We start from the raw sequence: 15573 nt of genomic DNA, 5'->3' as shown, positions 1-15573 counted from the left end.
GCGGGACGGTGGAAACGCGGTGGTCCGTCGTTACAATGGTCACGCCCCAGCCCGCTGCACTCCAGCCGGGAGGGATCCCCCGGCCGGCCAGCGGTCAAACGCCGCGCAGGTCGACCGTGATCCCTGCTGCCGGAGCGCGTGTGCCGGGGTCGCTACCCGGGAGGACCACCGCGGCCCGCCCGGCGTTCGTCCCCACCCCGGGAAGGAACCTGAGTGCCCGCCGACCAGCCAGCACCGGAAGCCGCCGACGCGAGCACCCCGAAGCGGTCCAGGACCGTGGCCGCCGGCGCCCGCGCCCCGAGGGCCACCGCCGCGGTCCCGGCGAACGGGGCAGCGGCGAAGAAGCCGGCGGCGAAGAAGCCCGCGAAGGCGGCCGGCACGGGCAAGGCCAAGCCGGCGATCGCCTCCTCCACCACCGCCGGCGAGGGCACGGTGCTGACCGCCGTGGCCCGGGACGGGACGACGGTCGCCGTGGTCGACGCCGGCTCCGAGGGGCTGACCCTCGACGAGACGGTCATGACCGGCAAGGACGGCGTCGAGGTCGCACCCGCCGAGGACGAGGCGGCCGAGCCGGGCAGCGGTGACTTCGAGTGGGACGAGGAGGAGGAGTCCGAGGCGCTGCGGCAGGCCCGCAAGGACGCCGAGCTCACCGCCTCGGCCGACTCGGTCCGCGCCTACCTCAAGCAGATCGGCAAGGTCGCGCTGCTCAACGCCGAGGAGGAGGTCGACCTCGCCAAGCGGATCGAGGCCGGTCTCTACGGCTCCGAGCGGCTGCGCCAGGTCGAGGACGAGGGCATCAAGCTCACCCCGCAGATGCGCCGCGACCTCAACTGGATCGTCCGCGACGGCGAGCGGGCCAAGAACCACCTGCTCGAGGCCAACCTGCGCCTGGTGGTCTCCCTCGCCAAGCGCTACACCGGCCGCGGCATGGCGTTCCTGGACCTCATCCAGGAGGGCAACCTCGGCCTCATCCGCGCCGTCGAGAAATTCGACTACACCAAGGGCTACAAGTTCTCGACCTACGCCACCTGGTGGATCCGGCAGGCCATCACGCGCGCCATGGCCGATCAGGCGCGCACCATCCGCATCCCGGTGCACATGGTCGAGGTCATCAACAAGCTCGGCCGCATCCAGCGCGAGCTGCTCCAGGACCTGGGCCGCGAGCCCACCCCGGAGGAGCTGGCCAAGGAGATGGACATCACCCCGGAGAAGGTGCTGGAGATCCAGCAGTACGCCCGGGAGCCGATCAGCCTGGACCAGACCATCGGCGACGAGGGCGACAGCCAGCTCGGTGACTTCATCGAGGACTCCGAGGCCGTCGTCGCCGTCGACGCGGTGAGCTTCACGCTCATGCAGGACCAGCTGACCAGCGTCCTGCAGACCCTGTCCGAGCGGGAGGCCGGCGTCGTCCGGCTGCGCTTCGGCCTCACCGACGGCCAGCCGCGCACCCTCGACGAGATCGGCCAGGTCTACGGCGTGACCCGCGAGCGGATCCGCCAGATCGAGTCCAAGACGATGTCCAAGCTGCGCCACCCCAGCCGCAGCCAGGTCCTGCGGGATTACCTCGACTGACGTCCTCCGGACGTCAGCGCGGCCAGCGGCGCCCGACGGCGAATGCGACGAACTCGTGGTCATCAGGCGCTGATCGCCACCAGTTCGTCGAACTCGGCGGGGGCGTGTCGCAGCGGGGGGACGGCTCCCTGGCCGCGGTGCAGTCGTGTCGTGCCGAGTGGGGCCCGGAGGGTCCCGCGCAGGCGCGACGGACGCGCTCGTGGCAGCGGGGGGACGGCTCCTGGCCGCGGTGCAGTCGTGTCGTGCCGAGTGGGGCCCGGAGGGTCCCGCGCAGGCGCGACGGACGCGCTCGTGGCAGCGGGGGGACGGCAATTGGCCGCGGTGCGGTCCGGAGGACCGCAGTGTCACAGCAGCACGCCGCGGGCAGACCGCGTAGCGTGGGGGGCGTCAAGACAGCAGCGGACCCACGGCCGCCCCGGTCACCCGACCGGGACGGCATGCGAGACCAGCACCAGCACGACCGGTTCCACCCCAGTGACGTCCCCTGCTGAACCCGCACTCCCCACGGCACATCACGGACTCATCTCGATCTGCGAGTCCGGGTTCGCCACCGGCTGAGCGGGAACACGAGGGGCCATCCTGGCGCTGTGCAGGAGGCCGATCCGCATCCGCGGATCCGTGCGGTAGAGAGCGAGTGATGAGCCAGATGACCCAGACGCTGACGACGACCCCGCCCACCGATGACCTCGTCGTTCCCTTCCACTGCGACCGCTGTGGGGCTCTGGCCAAGGTGCGAGTCGTTCTCGCCAGTGGCAGCGACCTCGTCTTCTGCGGGCACCACGCGCGCGAGTACGAGAGCAAGCTCCGTGACATCGCCGTCGACATCATCGACACAGACGGCGAGCAGCGCGTAACTGCGTGAGAGAACGGCTATCGTCGCGCCCGCGATGACAGCCTCACCCGACGACGCCGCCGGCTCCTCTCCCCCGCCCCGGGCGGAGGGGGGACCGGCGGCTCCGTCGTTCCCGGGCACCCCCGGTACACGGCGACCGGAGGAACCCAGCGTGACCCAGCACCACCCTGCGCAGGACGAGACCGTGCGGATGCGCGCGGACGGCCCGGACAGCCGGCCGCCCGTCGAGGCGTCCCGCCCCGCGTCCGACGACGTGGACACGCCCGGGCCGCAGAGCGGTTTCGCGGCCGACGGCGGCGCGATCGACGACACCCGTCCGGTGCCCCGCGACTGGCTCAGCGGCGCGCCCGAGTCCGACCCCGCAGCGGAGCACCCGGTCCCCGCGGAGGACGAGCTCGCCGCGGAGCCCCGGGCCGCCGCGGAGGACGAAGCCGCAGCGCAGGCCGAGCTCACCGGGGAGCCCATCCCTGCGGCCCAGCCCGAGGTCGCCACGGAGCCCGAGCCCGACCCGGTCCACCGGACGGCGCCGGTCGAGCTGGGCGACGCGCCCGCCCCACCGTCGGCTGCGGCTCCCCCGCTGGCCGACCCCCCGGCCGCGCCGTCGCCCGACCCGATTGCCGACGACGCCACCGGTGTGCTGCCCGCCGCGGTTCCCGCGCACGCCGACGACGCCCCGTACGCGGGCGGCTCCGGTAGCGGCCACGGCGGCGCCCTGCCTCCTGCCGGGGGCGAGGGCACCTCGCGCACGCCGCGGTGGCGGCGCCCGGCGGTGCTCGTGCCCGCCGGCGCCCTCGTCCTGCTCGCCGCCGTGTACGGCGCCGACCTGGCCCTCTCCTCCGGCAGCGTCCCGCGCTCGACCGTGGTCGCCGGGGTCGAGATCGGCGGCCTCTCCCCCGCCCGCGCCGAGGCCGCGCTCACCGAGCAGCTCGCCGACCGGGTGACCGCGGACCGGCCCGTCGTGGCCGACGACGTCGAGGGCGTCTTCTCCCCCAGCCGGGCCGGGTTCCGCCTGGACGCCGCGGAGACCGTCGACGCCGCCGACGACCAGCCGCTCAACCCGTGGACCCGGCTCACCTCGCTGTTCGGCGACCGCGAGGTGGAGCCGGTCGTCGCCGTCGACGAGTCCGCCGTCGCCGACGACCTGGACTCCTTCGAGGCGCAGCTGGCGACGTTCGCCGAGCAGGTCGACCGCGCGCCGGCCGACGCGACCATCGCGATCGACGGCACGGACGCCCGCGTCATCGAGCCGGTCGACGGCCGCACGCTGGACCGCGACGCCGGCGGCCGAGGAGACCATCACCGCGGCGCTGACCGCCGACCCCGCCGCTGCACTCGAGCTGCCCGTGCGCGTCGAGCCCGCCGCCGTCGACACCCCCGAGGCCGAGCGGGTGCTGACCGGGACGGTGCAGCCGGCGCTGGCCGCCCCCGTCGAGGTGACCGGCAACGGGGAGACCGCCGAGGTGCCGGTGACCGCGATCGCCGCCTCGCTCACCTTCACGCCGACCGAGGACGGCGCCCTGGACGTCGGCATCGACCCGGTGGCGCTGCAGGAGGCCCTCGGCGACGAGCTGGCGGTGTTCGGCACGCCCGCCCGGGACGCCCGCTTCGAGGTCGTCGGTGGCTCGGTGCAGATCGTGCCCTCCGTCGACGGCACCGGCATCGACCCGGCGCACCTCGCCGAGCAGCTGCTGCCCGTGCTGGACGACCCGGCGCCGCGTTCGGTGACCGCCGAGCCGGGTCCCGTGCCGGCGGAGTTCACCACGCAGCAGGCCGAGGCACTGGGCATCCGCGAGGAGATCAGCAGCTTCACGACGAACATCAGCAACGCCGCCAGCGGCGAGAACATCCGGGTCGTGGCCGAGGAGGTCGACGGCGCGCTGGTGCTGCCCGGCGAGACGTTCAGCCTGAACACCTTCACCGGCCCGCGGGGCACGGCGCAGGGCTACGTCGAGGCCGCCGTCATCCAGAACGGGGAGCTGTCCAAGGCCGTCGGCGGCGGCATCAGCCAGTTCGCCACGACGATGTTCAACGCGGTGTTCTTCGCCGGCCTCGAGGACGTCTTCCACAAGCCGCACAGCTTCTACATCAGCCGCTACCCGGCCGGCCGCGAGGCGACGGTGTACGAGGGCGCGATCGACCTCCAGTGGCGCAACGACAGCGACACCGGCGTCTTCATCGACACCCGGTGGACGCCGTCGGCGCTGACCGTCACGTTCTACGGGACCAAGCGCTACGACATCGAGTCGATCAGCAGCGAGCGGCGCAACCCGCGGCAGCCGGCGGTCATCGACAAGGTCGACAACGGCAACTGCACCCGGCAGTCCGGTGTCCCGGGCTTCGACATCACCGTCACGCGGGTGTTCAAGGACCCCGCGACCGGCCGCGAGATCAAGCGCGAGGACTTCCAGACCCGCTACAACGCCGAGGCGGTCATCAACTGCGTGCCCCCGGAGGGCACCGTTCCGCCGCCCGGCCCGGAGGGCACCGTGCCCGGGGGCGCACCCACCCCGGGCGGGCGGCGTCCCGGCGGCCGGCGGCCCGGCGACCGGGCTCCCGGCGGCCGGCGGGTGCGCTGACCGGCTCCCCCGGGAGGGCGGCTCCCGACGAGGAACCGCCCGGCAACGCGGCCGGTGACGTGCACACTGGGCGCATGAGCGCCGTGCTGCCCAGCGGTCCGCCGCCGGCGCAGGCCGGCGGCTCCGCGGGCTCGACCGGGGAGGTGCAGGGGCCCGGTGATCCGGTCGTCGACGCGCAGCCCCCCGGCGGCACCGGCGCCACCCGCGTCGGGCAGCCCCGCGGCCGGCTGGCCGCCTGGCCGGCGGTCCTGCGCGTCCCGCTGGAGGTCCTCGGTCGCACGGTGGCGAAGGCGTGGCAGGACCGGATCCTCGGGCTGTCCGGCGAGGCGGCGTTCTGGCAGATCCTCTCGGTGCCGCCGCTGCTCATCGGGCTGCTCGGGTCGCTGGGCTACCTCGGTGACGTCATCGGTGCCGACGCCGTCCGGCAGATCGAGGACAACCTGCTCAGCGCCTCCGCCGAGGTGCTCACCCCGGACGTCGTCGACTCCCTGGTCGCACCCACGCTGAACGACATCCTGAGCTCGGGCCGGCTCGACGTCGTCAGCCTGGGCTTCCTGCTCTCGCTCTGGGCCGGCTCCTCGGCGACGGCGACCTTCATGAACACCACCGTGATCGCCTACGACCAGCGCGACGTCCGCGGGCCGATCCGCACCCGGCTCAAGGCGCTGTGGCTGTTCGTCGTGGGCATGGTCGTCGCCGTCCTGACGCTGCCGCTGCTGGTGCTCGGCCGCGGCGTGCTGGTCGACCTGCTACCCGCCGACTGGCAGCCGGTGGCGACCGTGCTGGTCAACGGCATCTACTGGCCGCTGGTGCTGGTCGGGCTGCTGCTGGCGCTGACCAGCTTCTACAACGTGACACTGCCCAACCGGCTGCCGTGGAGCCGGCACCTCCCCGGAGCGGTGCTGGCACTGGGCTTCTTCATGGTGGCCGCGACGGTGCTGCGGACCTACGTCGCCGACGTCCTCACCGCGGCGCTGCCGTACGGCGCCCTGGCCGCGCCGATCGGCATCCTGCTGTTCTGCTTCTTCTTCGGCATGGCGGTCCTGCTCGGCGCCGAGCTCAACGCCACGATCCAGGCCCGCTGGCCGGCGCCGCTGCGCCGGCACGACCCGCGCCGGCGGGCCCGGCGCGAGGCGAAGCTCGCCGCCGAGGCCCGGCGGTTGAACGGCGGCTAGCTCAGTCCTTCTTCAGCTGGTTGTAGATCTCCTTGCAGGCCGGGCACACCGGGCTGCCGGGCTTGGGACTCTTGGTCACCGGGAAGACCTCGCCGCACAGGGCCTCGACCATCGTGCCCATCACCGCGCTCTCGGCGATCTTGTTCTTCCGCACGTAGTGGAAGACCTCGTTCGCGCTGCCGGTGTCGGCGTCGCGGACGTCGGGCCGCTCGAGGATGTCGCTGCTGCTCATCGGGATCCCTTCCGTGGTCCGTTCGCCGGCCGTCGCCCGTCCCCGGACGCGGCCGCGCGGTGTCCATGATGACAGCACCCTCGGTGATCGTGATCGTTCCGTGATCGACACGGCCGGAGCCCGCCACTTAGGTTAGGCGGGCCTCACTTAGCCGACCCTCACCCCGGTCGGCCTGCTCCTGCGGTGCCGCTGCGCGGCCCGCAGCCCTCCGCTGGAAGGACACCATGCACCGCGCACCGCGACTGGTCGCTCTGGCCGCCGCCACCCTCCTGGTCGGCGGCCTCGCCGCCTGCTCCGACGACGCCGACGCGTCGTCCTCGGGCGCCGGCGACTTCGAGCCGATCACCATCGAGCACGCGCTCGGCACCACGACCATCGACGAGAAGCCCGAGCGCGTGGCCACGGTGGCCTGGGCCAACCACGAGGTGCCGCTGGCCCTCGGCGTCGTGCCGGTCGGCATGGCCGCGGCGAACTTCGGTGACGACGACGGCGACGGCCTGCTCCCCTGGGTCAGCGAGCGCCTCGAGGAGCTCGACGCCGACGTGCCGGTGCTGTTCGACGAGACCGACGGCATCGATTTCGAGGCCGTCGCCGACACCGCGCCCGACGTGATCCTGGCCGGCTACTCCGGGCTGACCCAGGAGGACTACGACACGCTCAGCGAGATCGCGCCGGTCATCGCCTACCCCGAGGGCCCGTGGGCCACCTCGTGGCGCGACATGATCGAGATCAACTCCGCCGGCATGGGCATGGCCGCCGAGGGCGAGGAGCTGGTCGCCGACCTCGAGCAGGAGATCGCCGACACCGTGGGCGAGTACCCGCAGCTCGCCGGCCGCGCGACGATGTTCCTCACCCACGTCGACACCACCGACCTCAGCGAGGTCAGCTTCTACACCCCCTACGACACCCGGAGCGCCTTCTTCGAGGACCTCGGCCTGACCACGCCGGCGAGCGTGCAGGACGCCTCGACCGACCCGGAGAAGTTCTCCGGCTCGATCAGCGCCGAGCAGATCGACACCCTGGACGACGTCGAGCTGATCGTCACCTACGGCGACCAGGAGCTGGTGGACGCGCTCAACGCCGACCCGCTGCTCTCGCAGATGCCCGCGGTCAAGAACGGCGCGATCGTGCTGCTGCCCGACACCCCGCTGGGCACCGCCGCCAACCCGACGCCGCTGGCCATCTCCTGGGTCCTCGCCGACTACGTCGGCATGCTCGCCGAGGCCGCCGACAAGGCCTCCTGACCGCCCCGCGACGGACGGCTGTGACGATCTCCTCGTGACCTCGGTCCTCCCCGTTCCCGACCCCGGACGCCGCTCCCCCGCGGCGCCCGGGGTCGGTGCGGTTCCTCTGGCTGGTCGTCGTCCTGGCGGCCCTCGTCCTGCTGATGGCCGCCTCGGTCGCCATCGGCTCCCGCGGCGTCGGCTGGTCCGACATCGTCGCGGCCCTCGGCGGCTCGCAGGAGACCGTCGCGGAGGCGGCGGTCACCAAGCGGATCCCCCGCACGTTCCTCGCGGTGCTGGTCGGGGCCGCGCTGGGCCTCTCCGGCGCGGTGATGCAGGGCGTCACCCGCAACCCGCTGGCCGACCCGGGCGTCCTCGGCATCACCATGGGCGCCTCGCTCGCCGTCGTCGCCGGGCTCGCCTGGTTCGGCCTGTTCACCGCGACCAGCAAGATCTTCACGGCGATCGCGGGCGCCGCCCTGGCCGCGGTGTTCGTCTACGCGGTCGGCTCGCTGGGCCGCGGCGGCGCCACCCCGCTCAAGCTGGCGCTGGCCGGAGCCGCCACCTCGGCCGCCCTGACGTCGTTCGTCACCGCCATCGCGCTGCCGCGCGGCGACATCGCCGCCGACGTGCAGTCCTGGCAGGTCGGCGGCGTCGGCGGCGCGACCGTCTCCACGATCACGCCGGTGCTGCCGTTCCTCGCCGTCGGCCTGGTCATCAGCCTGCTGTCGGCGCGCAGCCTGAACTCCCTCGCGCTCGGCGACGAGCTCGCCGCAGGCCTCGGGGAGCGCGTGGCCCTCGCCCGCGGCCTGGCCGCCCTGGGCGCCGTGCTGCTGTGCGGCGCGGCCACCGCCGTCGCCGGCCCGATCTGGTTCGTCGGCCTGGTCGTCCCCCACCTGTGCCGGCTGCTCGTCGGCGTGGACCACCGCTGGCTGCTGCCGTTCAGCGCCCTCGCCGGGGCCTGCCTGGTCACCGCCTCCGACGTGCTGGGCCGCATCGTCGCCCGGCCCGGCGAGCTCGACGTCGGCATCATCACCGCCCTGGTCGGCGCCCCGTTCTTCATCGCCGTCGTGCGCCGGCAGCGGGTGCGCGAGCTGTGACCGCCGTCGTCGCCCCCGCGGCCACCGTCGTCGACGCCGTGACCCGGCAGCGGGTCCGCCGCGCGGCGCGCCGCCGGGTCGTCGTCACCGTCCTGGCGGTGCTGGTGGTCGCCGCGTTCGCGGTCACTCTCATGGTCGGCCGTACCTTCTACCCGCCGGGCGACGTGCTGCGCGTCGTCCTGGGCGAGCAGGTGCCGGGCGCCTCGTTCACCGTCGGCCGGCTGCGGCTGCCGCGCGGCGTGCTGGCCGTCGTCGCCGGGCTCGCCTTCGGGCTGGCCGGCGTCACCTTCCAGACGATGCTGCGCAACCCGCTGGCCAGCCCCGACGTCATCGGCATCAGCTCGGGTGCGAGCGCCGCGGCCGTGGTCGGCATCGTGCTGCTCGGCCTGGACGGCACCTCGGTGTCGACGCTGGCGGTGGTCGCGGCGCTGGTCGTCGCACTGCTGATCTACACGCTGGCGTTCAAGGACGGGGTGGCCGGCACCCGGCTGATCCTCATCGGCATCGGCGTCGGCGCGATGCTCACCAGCGTCATCCAGTACGTCCTGTCGCGCGCCGGGCAGTGGGACTACCAGGAGGCGCTGCGCTGGCTGACCGGCAGCCTGAACGGCACCTCGTGGACGACGGTCGGGCCGGCGCTGGTCGCCCTGCTCGTGCTCGGCCCGGTGCTGCTCGGGCAGACGCGGAACCTCGCCGCCCTGCAGCTGGGTGACGACACCGCCGCCGCGCTGGGTGTGCGCGTGGAGCGGACGCGGGTCATCGCGATCGTCGCCGCCGTCGGCCTGGTCGCCTTCGCCACCGCCGCGTGCGGGCCGATCGCGTTCGTCTCGTTCCTCGCCGGCCCGATCGCGGCACGGATCGTGGGCCCGAACGGCTCGCTGCTCGTGCCGGCCGCGCTGGTCGGCGCCCTCCTGGTGCTGGTGGCCGACCTGGTCGGCCAGTTCGCGCTGGACACCCGCTTCCCCGTCGGCGTCGTCACCGGCGTGCTGGGCGCGCCCTACCTGGTCTACCTGATCGTCCGCACCAACCGGGCCGGAGGCTCGCTATGACGTCCACGCACTCGCTCGTCGCCGAGGAGCTGACGCTCGCGTACGGCGAGCGGACCGTGATCGACGGGCTGGACCTGGCCGTACCGGCCGGCCGGATCACCGCGATCGTCGGCGCCAACGCGTCGGGGAAGTCGACGCTGCTGCGGTCGATGTCGCGACTGCTCGCGCCGCGGGCCGGTCGGGTGCTGCTCGACGGCGCCGCGGTGCACCGGATGCCGGCGAAGGAGCTGGCCCGCACGCTCGGCCTGCTGCCGCAGTCGCCGATCGCACCCGAGGGCATCACCGTCTCCGACCTGGTCGGCCGCGGGCGGCACCCGCACCAGGGCGTGTTCTCCCGGTGGAGCCGGGAGGACGACGCGGCGGTCGCGGCGGCGCTGGAGGCCACGCAGACCACGGAGCTCGCCGAGCGGGCCGTCGACGAGCTCTCCGGCGGGCAGCGCCAGCGGGTGTGGATCGCCATGGCGCTGGCCCAGCAGACCGACGTCCTGCTGCTCGACGAGCCGACGACGTTCCTCGACGTCAGCCACCAGGTCGAGGTGCTCGACCTGCTCACCGACCTCAACGCGGTGCGCGGCACCACGATCGTCATGGTGCTGCACGACCTCAACCTCGCCGCCCGCTACGCCGACCACCTGGTGGCGCTCGAGGCCGGGCGGATCCACGCGGCCGGAGCCCCGGGCGACGTCCTCACCGAGGACTGCGTGCGCGCGGTGTTCGGGCTGGCGAGCCGGGTGATCGTCGACCCGGTGTCCGGCAAGCCCCTGGTGCTGCCGATCGGCCGGCACCACGCCGCGCCCAGCACCGCGGGAGCGGTCGCCGCCGAGGTCTGACCGGGTCAGCCGTCGATGACCCGGTGCGGGCGGCTCTCCAGCTGCCGGTCGGGGCCGGCGACGTACCGGTTGACGTGCTGCTTCTTCTTCGGCGGCCGGTCGTTGGCCATGACGACGGCGATCCAGGGCAGCACGGTGCCGAGGAACGCGAAGATCAGCATCAGCCAGACGATCTGGTAGAACACCGCCGCCAGGACCAGGCAGATGCCGCGGACCAGCATCGTCAGGGCGTAGCGCTTCTTGCGGGCCGCGTGCTGGTCCACCTGGCTGACCTGCGCCTCGGTGATGAGCACGGGCTCGGCACGGCGCGGCCGCGGGAACTGCTGGCTGGTGGCCACGGGCTTCCATCCCTCCGCGGGCCGGTCCGCGGGGGCGAGCGCCCCGGGCGCTCCCCGGTCCGCGCTCCATGGTGCCACCGCGGACGGGGTCCGTGCAGGCGGCGGCCGGAGCTCCGCCGGCACCCCCGCCCCCGATCCGCGCCCCCGTCCGGTAGGACTTGGAGAGCCCCGCCGGACGGGGCTCGAGACGGGAGGTGCGGGGTGACCGGAGCACAGGTGTCCGCGGCGGGACGGGTCGTCGTCGGCGTCGACGGGTCGGAGGCGTCCACCCGGGCCGCCCTGTACGCGGCGGAGTGCGCCCGCCGCCGGGCGACCGGGCTGCTGATCGTCCACGTCACCCCGCGGCAGGGCGCCGGGGACGCGGTGCCGATGGCCGACCGCGAGGTGCAGGAGCGGTTCGACGCCAGCGCCACCGCTCTGGTGCAGGCCGCCGCCGACGCCGTCCGCGCGGGGAGCGACCTGACCGACGTGGACACCGCGGTCGTCGACGACTACCCCGTCGACGGGCTGCTGGCCCTCTCCGCCGGGGCCGCGCTGCTCGTGACCGGGCGCCGCGGGGCCGGCGGGCTCCCCGGGCTGCTGCTGGGGTCCACCGCGGGGGCGCTGGTGCAGCACGCGCACTGCCCGGTGATCGCACTGCCCGACGAGGTCGTGAGGCGCGAAGACGGCCGGCCCGAGGTGGTCGTCGGCGTGGAGGGCGGGCCGGGTGACGCCGCCGTCCTCGCCGTCGCCGTCGCCGAGGCCACCGCCCGCGGCGCGGTCCTCACGGCGGTGCACGCGTGGCGGGACCTCGCGGCGGAGGCCGCCCTCGGGAGCTTCGGGCCGGTGGTCGACTGGAGCGTCCTGGCCGCCGACCAGGAGCAGCTGCTGAGCGAGGTGATCGCCCCCTGGCGGACGGCGGAGCCCGAGCTGGTGATCGAGGAGTCCGTGGTGCGCGGCCGACCCGCGGCGGCGCTGCTGGCCGCGTCGGCATCGGCCGACCTGCTCGTCGTGGGCCACCGGCACCGCGGCCGGCTGGCCCGCCTCGGGTCGACGACGCACGCGGTCCTGCACCGGACCACCTGCCCGCTCGCGGTCGTGCCGGTCCGGGAGCACCCGAGCACGCCGCCGTCCCCCTAGGCTCGATCCCCAGCTGCCCGACGGCGAGGAGGACCCGTGCGTGCCCACGAGGTGATGACCACCGAGGTGGTCGCCGTCCGGCCGGGCTCCTCGGCCAAGGACGCCGCGGAGCTGCTGGCCGAGCGCGGGTTCGCCGCGCTGCCGGTCGTCGACGACGAGGGCCACGTGCTCGGCATCGTGGCCGAGGCCGACGTGCTGCGGGGCCGGCTGCCCCGGGACCCGCGCGCGCACGTGCTCCGCGACGTCGCCGACGGCGAGCCGCCTCCCGCGGAGGTGCGCGGGATCATGACGACAGAGGTGCGCACGGTCGAGACCACCGCCGACGTCGCCGACATCGCGCGCCTGTTCGTCGACGCGCGGCTGCGCAGCGTCCCGGTCACCGACCGCGGGCGGCTGGTGGGGATCATCAGCCGGCGCGACCTGCTGCGCACGCTGCTGGTCCCGGACGAGCGGCTGCGCGCCGACCTGGTCCGGCTCGTGACCGAGTACACCGGTGAGCCGGACGCCTGGGAGGTCGCCGTGACCGACGGCTACGCGACGATCAGCCGGACGTCGGGCAGCCCCGAGGGCGCCGTCGAGACCGAGGAGCGGGCGCTGCGCGCGCTGGCGCACACGGTGAGCGGGATCGTCGGCGTGCGGGTGCACGCGCAGCCCGCCCGCTGAGTGGCTCCTCGGTACGGGCCGCCGTCCCGGACGGCACGCGATCCCGACGCTGCTCAGGCTCGGCCGCTGCGGCTCGACCGTCGGTCTCGGTCGGACCTGCGGGCTCGCCGGCTGAGCCCGACCGCCATCAGGGGTAGTGCGACAGTCGCTGCTGCAGCGGCGAAGACGCCGATCTGTGCCGAGCGCGTGGCGTGCGCGCCCAGCATGGCCGCGCCGATCGCCGCTGCGGCCACTGCGGCAGCGAGCAACCACAGCACCGTGATCCCGCGCTGTGTCCCCGCCTCTTCCGCGGCGCCGGACCGTTGCCCGAGGGCCACCACCGCGCCGGCCGTCGCGCACGCCGCTGCGACAACCATCAGGAGGATCGCCAGCCAGGTCATGCGTTCCTCGGACTTCCCACGTCAGCGCCTCCCTGCCGACCACGGCTCCGGGAGGTCGCCCGGCTGCGTGCGGCCACACCGGCGTCCCTGCAGAAGCCGGTACGACTGCGCTTGAGGCACACCAGTCCCAGGAGGCGACCCGCTCCATCGACCACGGCCAGCCGGCGGGCACGGGCGTCCCGCAGCCGACGGAGCACGGCCGCGACCGGCTCCGTCGGCAGCACAGTCCTGCCACTGGTGGTCGACAGCGGAAGTGCGGGCGCGGATGCGGGGACGGTGTCCGGCAGGTCTCCACGGAGCAGGGCGCCGAGGAGGAAGCCCCGCTCGGCGAGCAGGACCATGACCACGTGGTCGTCCTCGAACACGTGCCGGACGTCTCCGACCGAGACGTCACCGGACACGACCTTCGGGCCGGCGATCATCACGTCGGCCGCGGTGACGACGTGTCCCGCACCTGGTGCCTCCGGCGACGAGCCGGGACAGCGCTCGCGCGCCTCGCCCGTCCGCCGGGGAAGGGATGCGGGGGCTACCGGGGTGGCCGTCATTCGTCGGTCGGGTCGTCGGCGGGGTTCTCGAAGTCGAAGGACGGGTTCCGGGGTCTGCCCCTCGGCGGCCACCATCGCGTCGATGGTGACCTCCCCCGCCTCCTCGAAGACGAAGGTCACGGGTATCGACTCCGAGGACCGCAGAGTGGTCTGCACGTCCTCCAGCACGATGGAGGGCGCTCCCTCCGCCCCGACGTAGACGTTGTCGTCCTCGGGGACACGGATGACCCCCGGTTCGCCGTCGACGGTGATCCTGCTGTCGAGGAAGTCGGGCCCGCGGACGTCGACCAGGTCGTCCTCGGGCTCACCGGTGTTGGCGATGCCTGCGTAGAGGGGCACATCCTCGCCCGGCTCGTACACCCCGTCCTCCGGGTAGGCCAGCTGGACCTGGAGCAGCTTCAGGTCCTCGTTCACGGCCTCGTCCGGGCCGATCGCGCCGCTGTCGTCGACGTCGGGCGTCTCGTCGCCACAACCGCTGACGGTCAGGGCGAGAGCGGCCGCAGCGGCCGCCGCGCCCAGACGCGCTGTGGTGGAACTCCTGCGTGCCATGTCGGTACTCCTCTCCGTCAGGGGCGGCGGGCCGGTTCCCGCGGTTCACCGACGGCGACTCGCGGCGCACCGCGGGCGCGTGCGGTTCCGCCTCCGAGGCCCACGTGGCGCGGCCGCTGTGGCGCAGGTCCTCGGTGTGGCTGCGGGCCTGCTCGACACGTCTCCGCCTGCCGGTCGATCCCCGTGCAATGACGGGCTGCCCGAGCCGGCGACCGGAAAACGACCACAGCGCCGTCTGTCACGGAACTGACATGCGGGGGTTCCGGCCCCTGATGTCCGGACCCCGGCGGTCCCGGGGAACCCTCGGCGCGGGAACCGGTGGGTCGGACATCCCCGACGCCGGTGCGCCCCCACACCGTCGGGACGTACCGGGCGCACAGCCGCCGCACCGGCCGGACGCCGAGCGGGTCCGGCGCTGCAGACGGCTCGACCGCGGCGTCGAGCACCAGCAGGCCGTCGTCGAGGGCAGCGATGGCCCCCTGCGCGGACTCGTCGGGTCCCCGGCATCCGAGCGCCCGGATCTGCGTGGCCAGCGCGCCACGCGAGACCACGGACGACCCGGCGGCGCCCAGCACCCTCACTTCCCCAGCGCCGTGACCGCGGTCAACAGCGCGGCGTAGAAGGCCAGGCCGGTGAGGAACCAGCCGTAGCTCGACCGGCCGGTGGAGGGCAGTTCCTCCTTGAAGACGTTGAGCAGGATGGATCCACCGAGCAGCGCGGTGAGAAGAGCGACGACCACCGTGCTCGTGGGTGCGAAGAGCGCGTCCAGGCCCCACCCGAGCAGGAGGGCGGCGGCGAGGAGGGCGCGGCCGCTGCGGGGGAACCGGCGCGGGTAGTGCTCCTCGAGCGAGCGGTCCGTGAGCACGAAGTGCAGGCCCATCGCGAGGGCGAACAGGACGGCGAAGGCGACGCCGGTCCGGAGCCGTAGGGCCATCGTGTAGGTGATCAGGGCGTTGTAGATCATGAACGACCCCAGGTGCAGCCAGTAGACCCCGGCCGGTTCCCGCGCTCCCCCCGCCGTGGCCGCCCGGGACCGGGCCAGGCGCTCCAGCCCGTAGAAGGCGGCGAATCCGGCCAGTGCGACCAGGAAGATGCCGAGGTCCAGCAGCGGTGTCGGCTCCAGCACGTCGCTCAGGGCCTCGCCGATCGCCTCGTTGCCCTCGGCGAGCTCCGGCAGCAGGTGCAGGAAGACGTACGCCACCGCCAGGCCCCCAGCGAAGGAGCCGGTCACCCGCTCGGGAACGAGGGGCAGCCGACGGATGCGTGGCGCCGCCACGTGCAGCGCGGCCAGCAGCAGGCTGATGACCAGCGCCCCCACCACCGACCCCGTCGTCGTGAGATCGACGTCCACCCGATGCCTCCCGCCGCC

Annotated in this window: 15 protein-coding genes and 1 pseudogene; 11 read left to right on the top strand and 5 right to left on the bottom strand. The window is 74.1% G+C overall.

All coding sequences use genetic code 11. The annotated features are described in order from the left end of the window. Window positions 1-213 precede the first annotated feature (213 nt). The 5 genes and pseudogenes from JKP76_RS12050 to JKP76_RS12035 all read left to right on the top strand — a co-directional run bounded on the left by JKP76_RS12050 (window position 214) and on the right by JKP76_RS12035 (window position 6176). On the top strand, window positions 214-1572 hold the full coding sequence (locus JKP76_RS12050) for an RNA polymerase sigma factor (protein WP_200491032.1): 1359 nt from the start codon (window positions 214-216) through the stop codon (window positions 1570-1572). Between the two features lie 637 nt (window positions 1573-2209). Beyond that, window positions 2210-2434, top strand: a complete 225-nt coding sequence (locus JKP76_RS12045) for a hypothetical protein (protein WP_200491031.1) — start codon at window positions 2210-2212, stop codon at window positions 2432-2434. A gap of 25 nt (window positions 2435-2459) precedes the next feature. Further along, window positions 2460-3644: pseudogene (locus JKP76_RS20965) on the top strand (hypothetical protein); the annotation flags it as partial. A 124-nt stretch (window positions 3645-3768) separates the two neighbouring features. Then, window positions 3769-5001: a VanW family protein gene (locus JKP76_RS20960; RefSeq protein ID WP_309232930.1), complete on the top strand. Its 1233-nt coding sequence runs from the start codon at window positions 3769-3771 to the stop codon at window positions 4999-5001. A gap of 74 nt (window positions 5002-5075) precedes the next feature. After that, entirely contained in the window at window positions 5076-6176 is a 1101-nt protein-coding gene (locus tag JKP76_RS12035; RefSeq protein WP_200491030.1) for a YihY/virulence factor BrkB family protein, read from the top strand. A 1-nt stretch (window position 6177) separates the two neighbouring features. Here the strand turns inward: JKP76_RS12035 and JKP76_RS12030 are convergent, their stop codons facing one another. Next, window positions 6178-6408 (bottom strand): DUF3039 domain-containing protein, encoded by a 231-nt coding sequence (locus JKP76_RS12030; protein ID WP_200491029.1) that lies wholly within the window; start codon window positions 6406-6408, stop codon window positions 6178-6180. 224 nt (window positions 6409-6632) lie between these two features. Between JKP76_RS12030 and JKP76_RS12025 the strand changes: the two genes are divergently transcribed. The 4 genes from JKP76_RS12025 (at window position 6633) to JKP76_RS12010 (ending at window position 10610) form a co-directional block, all read left to right on the top strand. Beyond that, window positions 6633-7652 (top strand): iron-siderophore ABC transporter substrate-binding protein, encoded by a 1020-nt coding sequence (locus tag JKP76_RS12025; RefSeq protein WP_200491028.1) that lies wholly within the window; start codon window positions 6633-6635, stop codon window positions 7650-7652. A 95-nt stretch (window positions 7653-7747) separates the two neighbouring features. Next, window positions 7748-8731 (top strand): iron ABC transporter permease, encoded by a 984-nt coding sequence (locus JKP76_RS12020; RefSeq protein WP_200491027.1) that lies wholly within the window; start codon window positions 7748-7750, stop codon window positions 8729-8731. Beyond that, a complete protein-coding gene (locus JKP76_RS12015; RefSeq protein ID WP_200491026.1) occupies window positions 8728-9780 on the top strand; it encodes an iron chelate uptake ABC transporter family permease subunit in 1053 nt (350 codons plus the stop codon). The genes JKP76_RS12020 and JKP76_RS12015 overlap by 4 nt, the downstream gene beginning before the upstream one ends. Then, window positions 9777-10610, top strand: coding sequence for an ABC transporter ATP-binding protein (locus JKP76_RS12010; RefSeq protein ID WP_200491025.1), 834 nt, complete (start codon window positions 9777-9779; stop codon window positions 10608-10610). Before JKP76_RS12015 ends, JKP76_RS12010 begins: the two co-directional genes overlap by 4 nt. A gap of 5 nt (window positions 10611-10615) precedes the next feature. Here JKP76_RS12010 and JKP76_RS23480 read toward each other — a convergent pair whose 3' ends face one another. Further along, entirely contained in the window at window positions 10616-10948 is a 333-nt protein-coding gene (locus JKP76_RS23480; protein ID WP_200491024.1) for a DUF3099 domain-containing protein, read from the bottom strand. Window positions 10949-11149: 201 nt separating this feature from the next. Between JKP76_RS23480 and JKP76_RS23475 the strand changes: the two genes are divergently transcribed. Further along, window positions 11150-12067 (top strand): universal stress protein, encoded by a 918-nt coding sequence (locus tag JKP76_RS23475; protein WP_200491023.1) that lies wholly within the window; start codon window positions 11150-11152, stop codon window positions 12065-12067. 36 nt (window positions 12068-12103) lie between these two features. Then, window positions 12104-12730 carry an HPP family protein gene (locus tag JKP76_RS11995; protein ID WP_200491022.1) on the top strand — a complete coding sequence of 209 codons (627 nt, stop codon included), beginning with the start codon at window positions 12104-12106 and terminating at the stop codon, window positions 12728-12730. 53 nt (window positions 12731-12783) lie between these two features. Here JKP76_RS11995 and JKP76_RS11990 read toward each other — a convergent pair whose 3' ends face one another. The 3 genes from JKP76_RS11990 to JKP76_RS11980 form a co-directional block, all read right to left on the bottom strand. After that, the gene (locus tag JKP76_RS11990; RefSeq protein ID WP_200491021.1) at window positions 12784-13110 is read right to left on the bottom strand and encodes a hypothetical protein; all 327 of its coding nucleotides are present in this window, start codon (window positions 13108-13110) and stop codon (window positions 12784-12786) included. Further along, complete coding sequence (locus JKP76_RS11985) at window positions 13107-14204, bottom strand: CBS domain-containing protein (RefSeq protein ID WP_200491020.1); 1098 nt, start codon at window positions 14202-14204, stop codon at window positions 13107-13109. Before JKP76_RS11985 ends, JKP76_RS11990 begins: the two co-directional genes overlap by 4 nt. Before the next feature lie 577 nt (window positions 14205-14781). Then, window positions 14782-15555: a hypothetical protein gene (locus JKP76_RS11980; protein WP_200491019.1), complete on the bottom strand. Its 774-nt coding sequence runs from the start codon at window positions 15553-15555 to the stop codon at window positions 14782-14784. Between the last annotated feature and the right edge of the window lie 18 nt (window positions 15556-15573).

The organism is Blastococcus sp. TML/C7B, assembly GCF_016612845.1.
GTDB lineage: Bacteria > Actinomycetota > Actinomycetes > Mycobacteriales > Geodermatophilaceae > Blastococcus.
The sequence above is the reverse complement of the archived record's forward strand: the minus strand, read 5'-3'. Positions and strand labels throughout refer to the sequence as shown.

Coding starts and splice junctions, on each gene's coding strand:
- JKP76_RS12030 (WP_200491029.1), bottom strand. CDS start 6,408: ATGAGCAGCAGCGACATCCTCGAGCGGCCCGACGTCCGCGACGCCGAC.
- JKP76_RS12010 (WP_200491025.1), top strand. CDS start 9,777: ATGACGTCCACGCACTCGCTCGTCGCCGAGGAGCTGACGCTCGCGTAC.
- JKP76_RS12025 (WP_200491028.1), top strand. CDS start 6,633: ATGCACCGCGCACCGCGACTGGTCGCTCTGGCCGCCGCCACCCTCCTG.
- JKP76_RS11985 (WP_200491020.1), bottom strand. CDS start 14,204: ATGGCACGCAGGAGTTCCACCACAGCGCGTCTGGGCGCGGCGGCCGCT.
- JKP76_RS11990 (WP_200491021.1), bottom strand. CDS start 13,110: ATGACCTGGCTGGCGATCCTCCTGATGGTTGTCGCAGCGGCGTGCGCG.
- JKP76_RS12045 (WP_200491031.1), top strand. CDS start 2,210: ATGAGCCAGATGACCCAGACGCTGACGACGACCCCGCCCACCGATGAC.
- JKP76_RS12035 (WP_200491030.1), top strand. CDS start 5,076: ATGAGCGCCGTGCTGCCCAGCGGTCCGCCGCCGGCGCAGGCCGGCGGC.